We start from the raw sequence: 15,422 nt of genomic DNA, 5'->3' as shown, positions 1-15,422 counted from the left end.
CAGGATGCTTGTTGTTAGCCAGCAACTCCGGCTGGTGAACTGAGCAATGCCCTGCGCCTGGATCATTCAACCCTGCAGCGCCAAGCGACTGCGGCCATCAAGGACGGATATTTGGAACGCATTGCAGATCCCCAGGGAAATGTTGCCCGCAAGATCTGTCTGACCGCCATGGCGCTGAGCGGTTGCCGGATTCCCGTGCGCTGTCCATCGCCTCGCTGGAACAAACCCTGGGGATTGGCGCCCTGCGGGCATCGAGCAGTTCGTCAAGTACCTGAATCGCTTCAACAGCTCGATCGAAGAGTGCAGCGAAGCCAAAATAGCTTAAAGAGAAGTTCCCGTTGGGCAATCTCCAACGGGAACTCCTACGATCATCACTCGCACCTTCAAGAGGTGTTTACAACACTACTGGCGGTTTCTGTGCCGGCCCTTTGGCTCAGCTACGCATATTCGATGCTTCGGCACAGGCAGGCCGCACAGAACGCGGTTGGGCGAAATGCACATAGATCCACGGGTGGCCCCGAGCGAAATTTGGTCAAATCTCCATAGGCTCGCCATCCGGTTCTCCCTATGCTGGGAAGCATGACTCCAAAGCAGAAGCCAGCGCCCGCAGCTACCCGTCCGTTGAACGTGGCCATCGTGCCTGATTCCTTCAAGGGCAGCGCGCGGGCCAGCGAAGTGGCCGCGGCCCTTGCCGACGGCTTCGCCAAGGGAGCGGCCAGCCGCAAGCGCGACGTCGAGATCACCGCAGTGCCCTTCGCCGATGGCGGAGAAGGCACCCTCGAAGCGTTGATCGATGCCTGGGGCACCGAAGCAATCAGCGTGCAGACCACCGACGCCCTAGGCCGCCCTGTCGAGTCCAGGCTGGGGCTATCGGCCGACGGGAAGATCGCCGTGGTCGAAGCAGCCGAAGCCGCCGGCCTGCCGCAGGTCAGCGACGTCGAACGCCGGCCGCTGGAGGCAACGACCTACGGCCTGGGAGCGCTGGTCTCCCGGGCCCTGGAACTGGGCGTTTCGCAGATCATCTTGTGCTTGGGCGGCTCGGCCACCACCGACGGCGGCACCGGGCTGCTCGCTGCCCTCGGTGCCAGCTTCCTGGACGCCGACGGCGCGAAGCTGCCCGTCGGGGGCGGAACGCTGCAGAACCTGGCCGCCATCGACGCTTCGGGGCTTGACCCACGGGCGGCGAACGTCCAATGGCAGATCGCCTGCGATGTCACCAACCCGCTGCTCGGCGCCAAGGGCGCGGCCGCGGTTTTCGGTCCGCAGAAGGGCGCCAGTCAGGAGCAGGTGCAGCTCCTGGATGCCGGCCTGGCCCGGCTGGCCGATGTGCTGGAGGCCGATACCGGGCGCAAGCTGCGCGAGCAGCCGGGCATGGGCGCGGCCGGCGGCTTGGCCATCAGCCTCGGATCCTACTACCAGGTGGATCTGGTCCCCGGATGGGATTTGGTGGCGAAAGTGCTTGGCGCCCACGACATCCTGCAGGGCGCGGATCTGGTACTGACCGGGGAAGGGCGCCTGGATTCGCAGTCGCTGGACGGAAAGGTGGTCTCCGGGGTGCTGCAGGCAGCCGGCGAGAACGCCGAGGTGATCGTGGTCGCCGGCTCAGTGGACCTGCCGGACGAGCAGCTGGAGGAGTCCGGGATCCTGGCCGCCCATTCCATCGCCCCGGGGCCGGCAACCCTGGCAGAGCTCTCCGCGCAGACCTTGTCGCTGGTGGAGCGCACCGCATTCAGCGTGGCGCGCACGTACCTGAGGTAGCCGGTACGTTCAGCATCAGCCGGCGGTGCGCAGGTACTCCTCGAGAGAGATTGGCGGGGTGCCGGTGATGATTTCGACGTGGTTGCTCACCTTTGACATCGCATTGCTGGCTATGGCCGTGTAGGTGCTGACCCAGGCGCCCAACTGCCAGACCGGTGCCCCAAAAGCAGCCCGCGAGGCGTAGGCTTCTTCGATGGTTTCATTGTGGAACACGATCCGCCGGATCCGCGAGCACGGCGGCCGCAGTCCGCGCCACGTCGGCCCGGGCGACCGGGACGAAGCGTCCCTCGCCTGCCGGTCCGCGGATGATCCCGTCTTGCCCGGCAAGGTCCGGCATGAGGTCCTGGTAGAAGCTGTCGCGCAGGAAGGTCCAGCGCACCCCGGAGTCCTCCAGATATTGCTCGGTGGCGTGGTGCTCGCGGGCCAGGGTGAACTGCGCATCGGGCGACGCGGCGGAAAAGGACGTATAGACAACATGCTTCACCCCGGCCTTGCTGGCCGCGTCGATGAAGGCACGGTGCAGATCCATCCGCCGCGGGCCCTCGGGGGCGGAGACCATGAAGAGCACCTCAACGCCGTCAAGGACCTCGGCGCTGGCGGACTGGTCGCCATAATCGAACTGCCGTACCTCGGCATCGGGCAGATCCGGGGCCTTCGACGGCGTGCGCGCCAGCAGGCGCTGGGCGATCCCGAGATGGGCGAGATCCCGGGCCACCAGGGATCCGAGCGCTCCGTTGGAGCCGGTGACTGCAATGCTTGGCGTGGATCTCATGGCTGCTCGATTCCCTTCTGGTGCAATGGCCAGTGCCAGCCTAGGCGCGCTGGACCCCATCCGATGCCCCGGCTCTGGAACCATGCCGCTGGCTGAGGTCTCAGCCGAGAGGTTGAGACCGGCTGCGCGGAGTTACCCCAGCATGCCGATGTTCAGTTGCGGGTGAATTTCTACGATTGAATCATGAACAAGAATAGGTACCTCGCCGTTGGCTCACTGAGCATCATTTCTGCACTACTGCTATCTGGATGCAGTGTCAGCGATCTGTTGTCGGACAAGCTGGATGAATCCACCACTAGAACAGCGGAATCCTCCAGCGAAGCTGTTGCAAATGGCCTCTTGCCGAACTGGGTTCCAGACGGCGGAACCAATATCGAGCTGGTGCAACGCAACACAGGCAACGAACGTATTTTCGTAATGGATTATGAAGGCAAACTCAGCGATGGCCAGTGCACAACTTTGAGCCAAGTCGGAGATCCAACCGATGAAGAATTGGCTCGGGCCTACGCTTCCGACCCGCGTACCAAGGATCTGGAAGCAGAAGAAATATCCACAACGAGAACCCTGGATGCAGAGTGGTGGCCAGACAATGCCCAAGAGCGCACTACTGATCTCTGCGGACGATTCTGGGTCCACCAAGCCGACGGAAAGCTCTATGCCTTTGCCCCTGACTTGGTCGCCCAGGTGCAGGCAATAGAGAAAGAGCGCGCGGCGGCCGAGAACAGCAAGTAGCTTTCTATTGGCAAGCCATGATCTGCAGGCCACCTCGACTCTGAATTTGAGGGTGGCCTGCGATTTCGCGTTTCGAGCGTTACTTTTTAATTATTGGTATTCGGACTCAAACGTGTTGCATACGCAATGCAGCTGGCCAGCCCGAGGAAGCTGAGCAGAACTGCAACGAAACCGAGTAGGCCGGGCAGTTGCTGGCTCCAGGTCATATTTAACGTCACGAGCAGCGCTACCAAAAATCCTCCGGTCAGATAGCTGATAGCTGAACTCATGATTAACCTTCCGTGGGCAGAACTTGCTTCAGTGAGCCTAGCATCTCGACGTATGGGAGGCTAAGACCTTTCGTAGTTGTTTTGGGCATCCGCGTATGCGTTGAAGCCGGCGGCTAGGATGAAGTCATGAATCAAAAGGAGCAACCCCGGCTGGCCAGCGCGTTGGCGCAAAAGGTCGTCGACACGATCGCTCCAACCATCAACCGCAACGTGAACATCATGAATGCGCACGGAGTCATCATTGCTTCGACCGATGCCGCGCGAATCGGTACCCGCCACGAAGGCAGCGCCGAGGCGATCAGCCGCAACGGCATCATCCGGGTCAGCCTGGCTGACGGTTCCGCTGGAATGCAGCCAGGGGTCAATGTCCCTCTGACGCTGAACGGCCAGCTGTGCGGAGTTGTCGGCGTGACCGGTGTTCCGCATGAGGTGGAGCCGCTGGCCGGCCTGATTGCATTGACAGTGCAATTGCTCTTCGCACAGGACTACGAGCACTCGCGCAGTGCGCGCCGCGAGACCGAAGCCCGCGACATCATTTCTGCGCTGATCGCAGGCCGCGTTGCCCCCGAAGTCATCGACCGCTCGCTGGCGGCCAACGGCTTGCGCGGGCCGAAACGCATCGAAGCCTGGCTCCCGCGAAGTTCCGAGAATCCGTTGCTTGAAGAACCAGCCAAGGAACATCACCGCACGTCTTGGATCAGCCTTTCCGGTGCGTACTGGAGGATTTGCACAGCCCAAGGTCCGGCTTTCGCTGCAGAACTCATGGACGGAGAACGGTTCCTCGTGTCCATGCCGGTGGAGAAGGCAGCGGATCTCATGGCCGAGACCGAAGCGCTGCGCGTGCTGCTGGGCTATCCGGCGCTCGTGCCGCGCAAGGCCCAACGCCGGATGTGGAGCCGGGAAATAGCGGTGGCTATCGCCCGCACCCCAGCGCGCAGCCTGGAACATGCGGCTGCTCCAGCCCAACAGCTAAATGAGGAACAGGCCAAGACCCTCTTGGTAGTTTCGACGGCTGCGTCGATGAGCCAAGCGGCCAAGGATCTGCATATCCACCGCAACACTCTGGTGCAGCGGCTGGAACGGATCAGCCAGGTCAGCGGTGTGGACATCCGGCATTCCAGCGAGTCCCTGAAAGTCCAGCACGCGATTTACGCGAGAGTGGCCTTGGGCCAACTGCATATTTTCTAGTTCCCGAGAACCGCGGTGGTGGCCTCTGGACTGCACTTAGCGGGCTATTTGCACACATCAGCCGCTATCGATTCTGGGAAAATATGGTCTTGCGCCCATAGGTATTATGTACAGTTTTTCCTAATATTGGCAGGATGATCGATTTTTGCGCCTGAAATCCGTGGAGGCACGGCGGTATCTAAACCAATGGGCAAAGCTTTGAGCAGCTTTGCCGACAGGGCTGATCCGCCGGTTGCGCCAAGGTGGGCCGGGCGCAGAGAACTACCGATATTGGCAAAGGAGCCAACTTACCGTGTATGAACTACTTGTTCTGCTGATCCTTGTAGTGGCCATCGTGATGGTCACCGCACGCTTCAAGATCAGCCCCTTCCTTGCCCTCATAGGCGCCGCGATCCTTGCCGCCTTTGCCTACCGCATCCCGCTGGCTGAAGTAGCATCGACGGTCACCACGGCCTTCGGCAGCACCATGGGCAATATCGGCTTGGTGATCCTTTTCGGCACGATGATCGGCGTCATTCTGGAGAAATCCGGTGCTGCGATCTCCATGGCAGATGCACTGATCAAGGTTCTGGGTACACGATTCCCCAACCTGACCCTGTCGATCATCGGCTACATCGTTTCCATTCCGGTTTTCTGCGACTCGGGCTACGTGGTCCTCAACTCCCTTCGCAAAGCCATCACCTTGCGCACCGGTGTCTCGGCGCTGGCGACTTCTATCGCGCTGATGACCGGCCTGTATGCCACCCACACGATGGTGCCGCCAACTCCGGGCCCGTTGGCTGCTGCAGAAAGCATCGGCATTGCCGAGAATCTGGGTTTGATCATTGCAGTCGGACTGCCAGTTGCCGCGATCTCGGCCCTTGCAGGCTTGGCCTACGCCAGCCGGTTCAACAAGTCCAAGTGGACCCCGCTGCCCAGCGACGACGAGAATGACATCGCCGAACTCGACTACGAGCAGCTGCGTGCAAGCTTCGGCAAATTGCCTAGCCCGGCGATGGCATTCATGCCGATCCTTGTTCCCCTGGTACTGATCTGTGCCGCCTCCATTGCAAAGCTGCCATCGCACCCTATTGGCGAGGGAACGGCACTTGAGATCCTTTCCTTCCTTGGTACTCCGGTTATCGCGCTGATCTTCGGCCTGTTTGCCGCGACCTTCCTGTTGCGCGGTGGCAACAAGCTGCCGGTCTTCAATGAGCAGATGAATGAAGCGGTGCGCACCGCCGCTCCGATCTTGCTGATCACAGGCGCCGGCGCTGGCTTCGGCGCGGTACTGGCCGCTTCGGACCTGACCACGATCCTTTCCGATTCACTCAGCGGACTGGGCTTGGGCCTGGCCGTGCCATTCTTGATCGCTGCTGCGCTGAAGTCCGCGCAGGGCTCGTCCACCGTTTCAATGGTGACCACTTCTGCTCTGGTCGCCCCGATGCTCGGTTCGCTTGGCTTGGATTCGCAGCTGGGCATGGTGCTTACCGTGCTGGCTGTCGGTGCCGGTGCAATGGTTGTTTCGCATGCAAACGACTCGTACTTCTGGGTTGTTTCGCAACTCAGCCGGATTCCGGTCATCACCGCGTACAAGACCCTGAGCGTGGCGACCGCGATCCAGGGCACGGCGGCCTTTGGCACCGTGCTGGTGCTGGGTGCGGTGCTGCTCTAGACCTTGCCTGCAACGGGCCGCACCCCGGTGCGGCCCGTTGCATCGGACCTGTCGCTGCCCTGCCCGGGCCAGGCTGCTTCATGCCTGCTCCAGTGCTTCGCCGAATTTTTGTTCAACCACGGAATCGCTGTCGGCCAGGCCCGGCCCGTCGTCGAAGACCTCCAGGTCCCGAGCGGCATCAGCCTCCTCGGATTCTTCCCGCCGACGGCAGCTGACGCTGCCGCGCTGACGCTGCTGGAGCGCACCGCCTTCAGCGTCGCGTGCACCTATCTGAACTGAGGCCCCGCTGGCGCTTCGCGCCAAACCCTTGCCAGCCGGACCCGCCGATGCCTAGCGTGGGAGGCAGCGCGGCAAACCGCCGCACACCCCGTCGGCGAAAGGGCCAGCATGGCAACCGTGAAAGTGGCAGCAGAGAACACCACCGACATCGAGCTGTACTACGAGGACCACGGTTCCGGGCAGCCGGTGGTGCTGATCCACGGCTATCCGCTGGACGGATCCTCCTGGGAACTGCAGACCGCGGCGCTGCTCGGTGCCGGCTACCGGGTCATCACCTACGACCGCCGGGGCTTCGGCAAGAGCTCCAAAACCACCACGGGTTATGACTACGACACCTTCGCCGCCGACCTGAACACGCTGCTGGAAACCCTCGACGTGCAGGATGCCGTGCTGGTGGGCTTTTCCATGGGCACCGGCGAGGTGGCGCGCTACCTGTCCACCTACGGTTCCGGGCGCATCGCCAAGGCCGCGTTCCTGGGGTCGCTGGAACCGTTCATCCTGCAGACCGCGGACAACCCCGAGGGGGTGCCGCAGGAGGTCTTCGACCCGATGCTGGAGGCAGTGAAGAAGGACCGCTATGCGTTCTTCACCGGCTTCTTCCAGAACTTCTTCAACACCGAGACGTTCCTGGGCAGCCGGCTGAGCGAGGATGGGCTGGCCGCGAACAAGGCGCTGGCCTACGCGGCCTCGCCCTACGCCTCGGTCGCCGCCCAGCTGACCTGGGTCACCGACTTCCGCGAAGACATCCCCAAGATCGACGTGCCGGCGCTGATCGTGCACGGCACCGCGGACCAGATCCTGCCGATCGACGTCACCGGACGGCGCTTCGCCGCGGCGCTGCCGGCCGCCGAGTACCACGAGGTCGAGGGCGCGCCGCACGGGCTGCTGTGGACCCATGCCAAGGAGGTCAACGACCTGCTGCTGGGCTTCCTCTCCCGCTAGCCGGCTCCGAATTCGGCGGCCGCCGCGAGCTCTACGAGCGCAACTACTCGGGCAACCACGAGAACGTGCGCATCGAGATGCTGATGCACGCCAAGCAGTCCGGCGCCGTCCCCCTGATGAACGGCATGGTCGAACAGTGCATGGGCGAATACAACCTGGATGGCTGGACCGTTCCGGACCTGTTCAACAGCGACGACGTCAACGCCTTCATAAAGCGCGGGCGCTGACACACTAGTCCGCCTGCACGGAAGCCGGAGTCGTTTCCTTGGTGCGCAAGCATCGAAGGAACGGCTCCGGCTTTTTCCTGCGAAGCAAGCTGCGGGAATCCCTAGCCGGAGTAGGAGTTGGTGAATCCGGTCAGGACGCGTGTGCCCTGGGTGACCGTGGGCAGGGCATCCGGGGACGACTTGCTGACATAGTAGAGCCACACGTCGCCGGTCTTTGTCGTTGCGAGCAACGGGGCGGTCCGGATTCGGTTGCCCGTTTTGTCGGTGCAGTTTCCAGTGGAGAAGGATACGAAGTTCTGCCACGTGGCGGATCGGACTACCTTTGAGCTCCATTTCGTCGGCGTCGCCCGGGGGATCGTGTACTCCAGCAGGCGGCCGTCGGCGGCATTCGCGAGAAAGACGTCTGCCTGGTCGCCGTTGGATAGAGGCTTCGTCATCCAGTAGCTGAAGCCCTTGAGCGGCCACCATCCGCGCGGGGACACCTGAACTGTTCCGTACATGTTCGCGACGCCCTTCGACTGGGTGTAGCGCATGAGGGCGCCCTGGTCGGTGATCGCATAGGTATAGGTGACGCCGGTGGCGGTGTCGAACTTGTCGGTGACGACAACGTCGGTCATCGTGCGGATGCCGCCCCACGTTTTATTGACCGCGGTTGAGTCGTCCCCGTCCACCACATAGAGGGTGCCGGATGGGCTGGTCGCATATAGCACCGAGTCGTGACCGTTTTTCTTGACGATCGCTTTCGGGTTGAAGCCAAGTCCAGTGTGCTGCACCGGATTGACGTTGACGAAAGCGTCGATGCCCGGGCCGCCTGCACTCGATCCCGGCAAGGAGCCGTATTGGACTCCGCGCAAGGTTCCCGGAAACTCTGTGTCTGCCCGGGTCATGTCGGCGAAGCATGTCAGGCCGGCCGGTGCTTCAGGAGGTGGCGTTTCGGCTGAGGCTGGAGCGGCAAGCGGTACGGTGAGCGCCGCGGCAGCGACGGCGCCGATTGCGACTTTTGCGATCCCTCTAAGTTTAATCATTCATTTAGTATAAATCAGGGTATTTCAAGCTTCTAGAAAATTAACTACCGTTCAATGATTCAGCATTCCCGGCGGTGCGTCCGAACCTCCTTGCGCCACCGTGCGGCTTTTTGGGCAAGGGGTCGCGTGAAATGCCGGCGCGTGATGGTGAGGCCTGGTCGGCCTAACTGTATGCGTATGCGCGGCCCTGTTGCGGGGAGATATTCCCGGCTGTCGCACGTTGCGCGTGTTGCGTGTCGCGGGGCGGGCTTCCTGTTGCCGCGGGGCTGACGAGGGCTTGATCGCGCGCCGCCTAGGCCGTGGTTTTTCGTAGGGGTCGAAGCCATTCTTTTGCGGGTGCTCGGCGCCCCTGCTCCGAGTTGCCGAGGCGCTGAAGAATCTCGGAATCCACGACTTTGTAGAGTAATTACAACATATCAACCTAATGCTATTCGGGGTTGTTGTAGCCGATTGAGTCCGCCGACACACTATTGATCGTCAGTATATTTTTCAAAACGTCGGTTGATGTACTTAGTAAGAACTGAATATTGCATTACTTTGAATGGAAACTTTTGCGCTATCAAGGGATGGGAAATTCTTGATCGACGTGATCATAGGTTACGTTCTCGTTGCTTAATTAGGTTAGCCTCATGTAAGGTTGCGAATCGTGGTCGCTCAGACCACAACCGAGTACATACGCGAAAGGTGACGAAGTGGGACTTCCCACGATTCCGGGATATCGACTACCGGACGGACAGTTGCCGGAACCACGAGTGACTTGGAAGGCGGACGCGCAACGTGCGGTCTTGCTAATTCATGACATGCAACGCTACTTTATCGAGGCTTTCGACCACGAAGATCCGCGGTCGCAAATCCGAGTTACGCTGAAAAATATTCGGGCTCTTCGCGATGCTGCTGATGATGCTGGCGTGCCAGTGGTCTACACAGCTCAGCCGCCGAATCAAAAGCCCGCGGATCGGGCTCTGCTCACCGATTTTTGGGGTACGGGGTTGACCAATGACGGTCGGGAAGAAATTACCCAGGAGCTTGCACCGCGAACCGGGGACCTGGTCCTCACGAAATGGCGCTACAGCGCATTCGCCAAGACCGAACTCCAGGAATGGATGCGCCAAGCCGGTCGAGACCAATTGCTTATCACCGGTGTGTATGCGCATATCGGTTGCCTGACAACCGCTCTGGACGCTTTCATGCGCGATATTCAGCCATTTTTCATTGCTGATGCGCAAGCGGACTTTTCCTTGGAAGAACATCAAATGGCTATCAACTACGGCTACGGGCGTTGTGCCTCTGTAGTCAACTCGGCGACGGTTCTTAAACAGATGCAGGCCGCATTGGTTGCGACTCGATGAACGACGTGGTCGCGAAACCGCTGATCGTGGTCACCGGCGCCTCCGGCGGAATTGGAAGTGCGGTGGCTGCCAAGCTCGGGGACTCCGGCTACTCGGTGCTTGCCACCGACCGGGCCGGTGACGATGTATTGACCGCCGATATCAGTTCACCGGAGGGAATTAGCGAACTCGAAGCCGCCATCGAACACCGGATTGAACGTGGGCAGGTTCTGGAAGGCCTGGTCAATGTGGCTGGGGTACTGCACCCGGGGAAACTCCTCGACCTCCAGCCGGAGCAGTGGGAGCACATGCAATCAGTTAACGCGCAATCGGTATTCCGAATGACACAGCTGGTTGCTCGTCTCATGATCGACCAGCGAGACCAGGATCCCGGCAACAGCCGCAGTATCGTGACAGTCAGTTCCAACGCAGGACGTACGCCCCGCTACGGCATGGCTGGGTATTGCGCCTCCAAAGCGGCCGCGACGATGGTCACGCGTTGTTTCTCCTTGGAACTTGCTGCCCACGGCATCCGCGCCAATGTTGTCAGCCCGGGATCCACTCGGACGGCCATGCTGCTCGGCATGAACGGTGAAGCGGAAATGAACCGGGCATCGGTTGCCGGAAATCCGGCTCAATTCAGGAACGGTATCCCGCTCGGCCGGATTGCCGATCCAGAAGATATCGCCGATTCGGTGGCATTCCTCCTATCGGCGAATGCCAAGCACCTGACTGGAATTGAACTGACAGTCGATGGCGGAGCAACACTTTCCTAGAACCGCTGCAGTTTCACGAATCAACTTCTCTACCCTCCAAGGACGCAAGAGCATGAAGACCCAGCTGCTGGAAAGCCATCACGAAGTAATCGCAAACGAAGATCCGTCGGCTCCTGCACCACGAACCGAGGCCGCTACATTCAGGTTTGCCTCCTACGGCCGTGCCTTGATCGGTCATGGCACCAAGGCGATCCTGGACGTTGAGAGGGCACGACGCTTGGGTCTCGGGCCGGCCGCACGCCAATTGCTTGCCGAGCAACCTCAGGGAAGCATCCTGGCAGGGGTTGTGCCGTTCGACCGCTCTGCCGACCCTTATCTCTTTGTCCCGCAGAACGTGGAAGACCTGCCGATGCGTGGATTAATGCACTATGGGAATGACACGTCGACGGTCACCGAAGTCGTTGGCGAGTACAACCCAACCTTTATCTGCGCAGCTGGCGCTGCCATTGACCAGATCAAAACAGGCGGCGTGGAAAAAGTCGTACTCGCTCGGTCGCTGGAAGTTTTCGCCGACGAAGACTGGAAGCCCGAAGCGGTCTGGCAGCAGCTGTACCAGCAGAATCCCGCCGGGCACAGTTTCACGATCAGCCTGCCTCAGGATGAGACAAGCATCGTCGGTAACAGTCCGGAACTCATCGCGGGAGTGCGCCGCGGCCAGTTGACCAGCCATCCGTTGGCTGGATCAGCTCCGCGACTCGCGAACCGGACCGAGGACCAGATGGCTGCGGCAGTTCTAGCCGGATCCGCGAAAAATCTGGCGGAACACGCGTTTGTTGTTCAACATATTTCTCAGGCGTTGCGCAGCGTCGCCAAGGACTTGATCGTGCCTTCCCTCCCGGATCTACTGCCCACCGGGCAAATGTGGCACCTCGGCACCCTGATTCGCGCCTCCCTGTATAAAGGGCTCGGATCCCTGGACGCCGCGCTGGCCATCCATCCGACGCCTGCCATCTGCGGGTCTCCTACTGCTGTCGCCCAAGCACTGATTTCAGAGTTGGAACCAGAGGACCGGGGATTTTACGGCGGATTGGTGGGATGGATGAACCAAGACGGTGAAGGCGAATGGGCGTTGCTGCTGCGCAGCGCCATGCTCACCGGCAACCGGGCGAAATTGCATGCCGGCGCGGGCATCGTCGCGGATTCGGACCCATTCGATGAACACAGCGAAACAGCAGCGAAATTCCGAACCATGCTTTGCGCCTTGGGCGTTGACCGCGAAGGAAGCAACCGATGAAACAACCACTAGTCGTCGATGATCCGATGCTGCAGGGCGTCATTCCCTACCCTTCCGATTTCGCCGAGCGGTATATTGCCGCCGGCTTCTGGGGCGGTCGGACGCTGGACCGCGTGCTGCGTGAAACTGCCCTGCGCAGGGGAGACCACCCCGCGGTGATCGACGGGGAACGAGTAGCCAGCTACGCCGAACTGATCAGTCGCGTTGATGTTTCGCAGGCCACGCTCTCTGCCCGGGGAATCAACGCGGGCGATCGAGTCATCATCCACGTGCCCAATGTGCTTGAATTCTTTGATGCCGTGTACGCGGTCATCTCAGTGGGGGCCATCCCGGTCTTCGCCGTGCACTCGCACCGCGCGAGCGAGTTGGAGCATCTTGTCCGTTCCTCGCAGGCGCAAATGCTGATCACCAGCAAGCAAATCCCTGGAATGGATCCGCAGGAACTCTCCGCAGAGATTACCAGCCGGCTGCCCTCATTGTCGCTCCTGCACGCTGAGGCCTTGTACGAGCAAGGCCTGGATCTGCTGGCCGACGGCTGGGAAGTCTCACGCGCGGGCTGCCCCCGCCCCGCGCATGCCGTGGCATTCCTGCAACTGTCTGGTGGCACCACTGGCCGGCCGAAGCTGATCCCGAAAACACACCGCGACTACGCCTATTCTTTCGAACGATCCGCGCAGATCTGCCACCTGGACGATGACACCGTTTACCTTTCCGGGATTCCGCTGGCCCACAATTTCGCCGCTAGCTCGCCAGGCTACATGGGAGTATTCGCCACCGGCGGGACAGTGATCTGCGCCGTGGACGGCAGTGCCGAGAGGATTTTCAGCCTCGTGGCTGAGCACCGGGTCACCGTGGTGGCGGCAGTGCCGCCGCTGGCCCTGGCTTGGCTGAACTCCTCCCAGAAGCATCGCTACGATCTGTCCAGCTGGCAGTTGCTGCAGGTGGGAGGCGCCAAGCTGGCCCGCGGTGTCGCCGAACGAGTGACCCCGGAACTAGGCTGCGCACTGCAACAGGTCTTCGGGATGGCGGAGGGCCTGGTCTGCTATACCCGGTTGGACGACGACCTGGAGACCGTCGTTTCCACCCAGGGCAAGCCGATGAGCGTGGCCGACGAAGTGCTGGTGCTTGACTCCGAGGGGAATCCGGTGCCGGACGGCACCCCCGGCAACCTCTGGGTGCGCGGTCCGTACACCTTCCGCGGCTACTACAACAACCCGCAGGCCAACGCCCAGTCCTTCACCCCGGACGGCTTCTACGGCTCCGGTGACATCGTGGTGAAAGACGCCCGCGGCTACCTGAGCGTGGTGGGACGGACCAAGGACGTTATCAACCGCGGCGGCGAGAAGATCAGCCCGGAGCAGATCGAGGCCGTGCTGCTGCGAAACCCCGCAGTGCACGATGTGTCGGTCATCGGAGTACCGGACGAGGCGCTGGGCGAACGAACGCACGCCTACGTGGTGCCGCGCGACCATACCACCCCTACCCGTGCCAAGACATTGCGGGCCTGGATGCGCACCGAGCATCTCGCAGAACACCATATACCGGATGTCATCACCGTAGTCGACGAACTGCCCAAGACCCATATTGGCAAGATCAGCCGCAATACCCTGCGCCCCGGCGCCAACCCATCGCAAGGAGAAGCATGAGCCGCCCCGAGATAACCGCCGACCAGAGTTACGACGTTGTGGGCCTGGGATTCGGACCGAGCAACATGGCCCTGGCCACCGCCATCCACGAGCACAACCGCGCTGTCGGGACCGAGCCCAGTCTGAAAGCACTGTTCCTCGACCGTGCCAGCGAGCCCGGCTGGCACAAGAACCTGCTGTTCGAGGATGCCAGCATGCAGGTGGCATTCGCCAAGGACCTGGCCAGCTTCCGCAATCCCACCAGCGAGCTGACCTTCATGAATTTCTTGCACACCCAGGGACGGCTGGAGGACTTCTTCAATCGCGGCTCCATGGCACCGCTGCGCATCGAGTTCGTGGCCTATCTGCGATGGGCCGCCGAGCAGCTGTCGGACTACGTGCGGTACTCGTCCGAAGTGGTCCGAGTGGTGCCGCGCACCAGCGGCGGGCGCATCACCGGCTATGAAGTGGATATCGCCGATGAGTCGGGAGTGCGCACGGTGGCTGCCCGGCATGTGGTGCTCGCCGGAGGGCTGCAACCGGTCTTTCCCTCCGGCGTGCGCTCCGGTGCGCGTGTCTGGCACAGCGCCGAGTTCCTGGAACGCGCCGCCGTACTGGATACCGCGGCCGTCCGTTCCGTCGCGGTGATTGGCGGCGGGCAGAGCGCGGCCGAGGTCATCGAGCAGATGTACCACCGCTGCCCGCAAGCGCAGATCCATTCGGTGATCTCCCGATTCGGCCTGATTCCCTCGGACGCGTCGGCCTACGCCAACCGGATTTTCGATCCGCTGGCCGTGGACGAGCTGTATGCGGCAGACCCCCAGGTGCGCCAGGAGCTCACCGAGGCTCACCGGAACACCAACAATTCCGTGGTCAACCCCAACACCATTGCCGCGCTCTACGATCTGGAGTACCGCGACAAGTGGCTGGGTGCGCAGCGGCTGAATTGGCACCGGGCGGCACGGGTGGACTCGGTGCGCGAAGACTACGGGACCCCCGGGGTGCAGCTGGGCCTGGACGAGGGGCTGGGCGACGGCGACGGGACGCTCGAGGTTGATGTGGCGATCTTCGCCACCGGATACCGCGCCCTGGACCCGACCACGCTGCTGGGCAGCCATGCCGGAATGCTGGTGCGGGACGACCTCGGGCGTCCCACGGCCCGCCGCGACTACAGTGCGCACACGGTCCTGCCTGACGACGCGAAGCTCTTCTTGGTGGGGCAGACCGAACACCAGCACGGGATCTCTGCGACGCTGCTGTCCAACGTGGCAGTGCGCGCAGGCGAAATTCTCGACTCCATCCTCGCCGCGGGCACCGACACCGCCCAGCCGTCCGAACACCGAAAGGCCCACGCATGAGCACCGCAGAACTCACCGAAGCGCGCATCTTGGCCGACCTTTCAGCCTGCGCGGGCCTGTTGGCGGAAGAGGTCGAACCCGGTGATGCCCTGGCGGACCTGGGCATCGACTCGATCCGCCTGATGAACCTGGTGGAGACTTGGCGTGCCGCCGGCGCGAATGTCGACTTCCCGCGACTGGCCGCCAGCGAAAACATCGAAGCCCTGATCGCGACCGTGCTGGACGCAGCCCCGGTACGTTAACGCCCACCTCCCC

At 61.8% G+C, this 15,422-nt stretch carries 17 protein-coding genes; 12 read left to right on the top strand and 5 right to left on the bottom strand.

The features are described from left to right. Positions 1 to 579 precede the first annotated feature (579 nt). Positions 580 to 1,758 (top strand): glycerate kinase, encoded by a 1,179-nt coding sequence (locus AARI_RS17625; RefSeq protein ID WP_013350594.1) that lies wholly within the window; start codon positions 580 to 582, stop codon positions 1,756 to 1,758. Between the two features lie 15 nt (positions 1,759 to 1,773). Here the strand turns inward: AARI_RS17625 and AARI_RS20380 are convergent, their stop codons facing one another. Continuing rightward, positions 1,774 to 1,971 (bottom strand): hypothetical protein, encoded by a 198-nt coding sequence (locus AARI_RS20380; RefSeq protein WP_322786092.1) that lies wholly within the window; start codon positions 1,969 to 1,971, stop codon positions 1,774 to 1,776. After that, positions 1,958 to 2,590: an NAD(P)H-binding protein gene (locus tag AARI_RS17620; protein WP_319022641.1), complete on the bottom strand. Its 633-nt coding sequence runs from the start codon at positions 2,588 to 2,590 to the stop codon at positions 1,958 to 1,960. Before AARI_RS17620 ends, AARI_RS20380 begins: the two co-directional genes overlap by 14 nt. A 123-nt stretch (positions 2,591 to 2,713) precedes the next feature. Between AARI_RS17620 and AARI_RS17615 the strand changes: the two genes are divergently transcribed. Next, positions 2,714 to 3,262 carry a hypothetical protein gene (locus AARI_RS17615; protein WP_013350593.1) on the top strand — a complete coding sequence of 183 codons (549 nt, stop codon included), beginning with the start codon at positions 2,714 to 2,716 and terminating at the stop codon, positions 3,260 to 3,262. A gap of 86 nt (positions 3,263 to 3,348) precedes the next feature. Here AARI_RS17615 and AARI_RS19825 read toward each other — a convergent pair whose 3' ends face one another. Continuing rightward, positions 3,349 to 3,531: a hypothetical protein gene (locus tag AARI_RS19825; protein ID WP_013350592.1), complete on the bottom strand. Its 183-nt coding sequence runs from the start codon at positions 3,529 to 3,531 to the stop codon at positions 3,349 to 3,351. 126 nt (positions 3,532 to 3,657) lie between these two features. On the opposite strand from AARI_RS19825, the gene AARI_RS17610 reads away from it, so the two are divergent. Both AARI_RS17610 and AARI_RS17605 read left to right on the top strand, forming a co-directional pair. Beyond that, positions 3,658 to 4,719: a CdaR family transcriptional regulator gene (locus AARI_RS17610; protein WP_013350591.1), complete on the top strand. Its 1,062-nt coding sequence runs from the start codon at positions 3,658 to 3,660 to the stop codon at positions 4,717 to 4,719. Between the two features lie 292 nt (positions 4,720 to 5,011). Then, the gene (locus AARI_RS17605) at positions 5,012 to 6,373 is read left to right on the top strand and encodes a GntP family permease (RefSeq protein WP_013350590.1); all 1,362 of its coding nucleotides are present in this window, start codon (positions 5,012 to 5,014) and stop codon (positions 6,371 to 6,373) included. Positions 6,374 to 6,451: 78 nt separating this feature from the next. Here the strand turns inward: AARI_RS17605 and AARI_RS19820 are convergent, their stop codons facing one another. Next, complete coding sequence (locus tag AARI_RS19820; RefSeq protein ID WP_146041059.1) at positions 6,452 to 6,676, bottom strand: hypothetical protein; 225 nt, start codon at positions 6,674 to 6,676, stop codon at positions 6,452 to 6,454. Positions 6,677 to 6,760: 84 nt separating this feature from the next. Between AARI_RS19820 and AARI_RS17595 the strand changes: the two genes are divergently transcribed. Both AARI_RS17595 and AARI_RS19455 read left to right on the top strand, forming a co-directional pair. Beyond that, positions 6,761 to 7,594 carry an alpha/beta fold hydrolase gene (locus AARI_RS17595; RefSeq protein ID WP_013350588.1) on the top strand — a complete coding sequence of 278 codons (834 nt, stop codon included), beginning with the start codon at positions 6,761 to 6,763 and terminating at the stop codon, positions 7,592 to 7,594. Further along, the gene (locus AARI_RS19455; protein ID WP_081461196.1) at positions 7,540 to 7,821 is read left to right on the top strand and encodes a 4-hydroxyphenylacetate 3-hydroxylase C-terminal domain-containing protein; all 282 of its coding nucleotides are present in this window, start codon (positions 7,540 to 7,542) and stop codon (positions 7,819 to 7,821) included. The genes AARI_RS17595 and AARI_RS19455 overlap by 55 nt, the downstream gene beginning before the upstream one ends. 101 nt (positions 7,822 to 7,922) lie before the next feature. On the opposite strand, the gene AARI_RS17590 is transcribed toward AARI_RS19455, so the two are convergent. Further along, positions 7,923 to 8,846: a hypothetical protein gene (locus tag AARI_RS17590; RefSeq protein ID WP_013350587.1), complete on the bottom strand. Its 924-nt coding sequence runs from the start codon at positions 8,844 to 8,846 to the stop codon at positions 7,923 to 7,925. Positions 8,847 to 9,598: 752 nt separating this feature from the next. On the opposite strand from AARI_RS17590, the gene AARI_RS17585 reads away from it, so the two are divergent. Genes AARI_RS17585 through AARI_RS17560 form a run of 6 tightly spaced genes read left to right on the top strand, consistent with a single transcriptional unit; the run spans position 9,599 to position 15,409 of the window. Further along, positions 9,599 to 10,195, top strand: a complete 597-nt coding sequence (locus AARI_RS17585; RefSeq protein ID WP_231849411.1) for an isochorismatase family protein — start codon at positions 9,599 to 9,601, stop codon at positions 10,193 to 10,195. Then, entirely contained in the window at positions 10,192 to 10,950 is a 759-nt protein-coding gene (locus AARI_RS17580) for an SDR family oxidoreductase (protein ID WP_013350585.1), read from the top strand. Before AARI_RS17585 ends, AARI_RS17580 begins: the two co-directional genes overlap by 4 nt. Positions 10,951 to 11,002: 52 nt before the next feature. Next, complete coding sequence (locus tag AARI_RS17575; RefSeq protein ID WP_013350584.1) at positions 11,003 to 12,184, top strand: isochorismate synthase; 1,182 nt, start codon at positions 11,003 to 11,005, stop codon at positions 12,182 to 12,184. Continuing rightward, the gene (locus tag AARI_RS17570; RefSeq protein ID WP_013350583.1) at positions 12,181 to 13,830 is read left to right on the top strand and encodes a (2,3-dihydroxybenzoyl)adenylate synthase; all 1,650 of its coding nucleotides are present in this window, start codon (positions 12,181 to 12,183) and stop codon (positions 13,828 to 13,830) included. Before AARI_RS17575 ends, AARI_RS17570 begins: the two co-directional genes overlap by 4 nt. Then, the gene (locus AARI_RS17565; protein WP_013350582.1) at positions 13,827 to 15,167 is read left to right on the top strand and encodes a lysine N(6)-hydroxylase/L-ornithine N(5)-oxygenase family protein; all 1,341 of its coding nucleotides are present in this window, start codon (positions 13,827 to 13,829) and stop codon (positions 15,165 to 15,167) included. Before AARI_RS17570 ends, AARI_RS17565 begins: the two co-directional genes overlap by 4 nt. Continuing rightward, positions 15,164 to 15,409, top strand: coding sequence for a phosphopantetheine-binding protein (locus AARI_RS17560; RefSeq protein WP_013350581.1), 246 nt, complete (start codon positions 15,164 to 15,166; stop codon positions 15,407 to 15,409). Before AARI_RS17565 ends, AARI_RS17560 begins: the two co-directional genes overlap by 4 nt. Positions 15,410 to 15,422 lie beyond the last annotated feature (13 nt).

Source organism: Glutamicibacter arilaitensis Re117, assembly GCF_000197735.1.
Classification (GTDB): domain Bacteria; phylum Actinomycetota; class Actinomycetes; order Actinomycetales; family Micrococcaceae; genus Glutamicibacter; species Glutamicibacter arilaitensis.
Note: the sequence above shows the minus strand (reverse complement) of the source record. Positions and strands in the feature narration are given on the sequence as shown.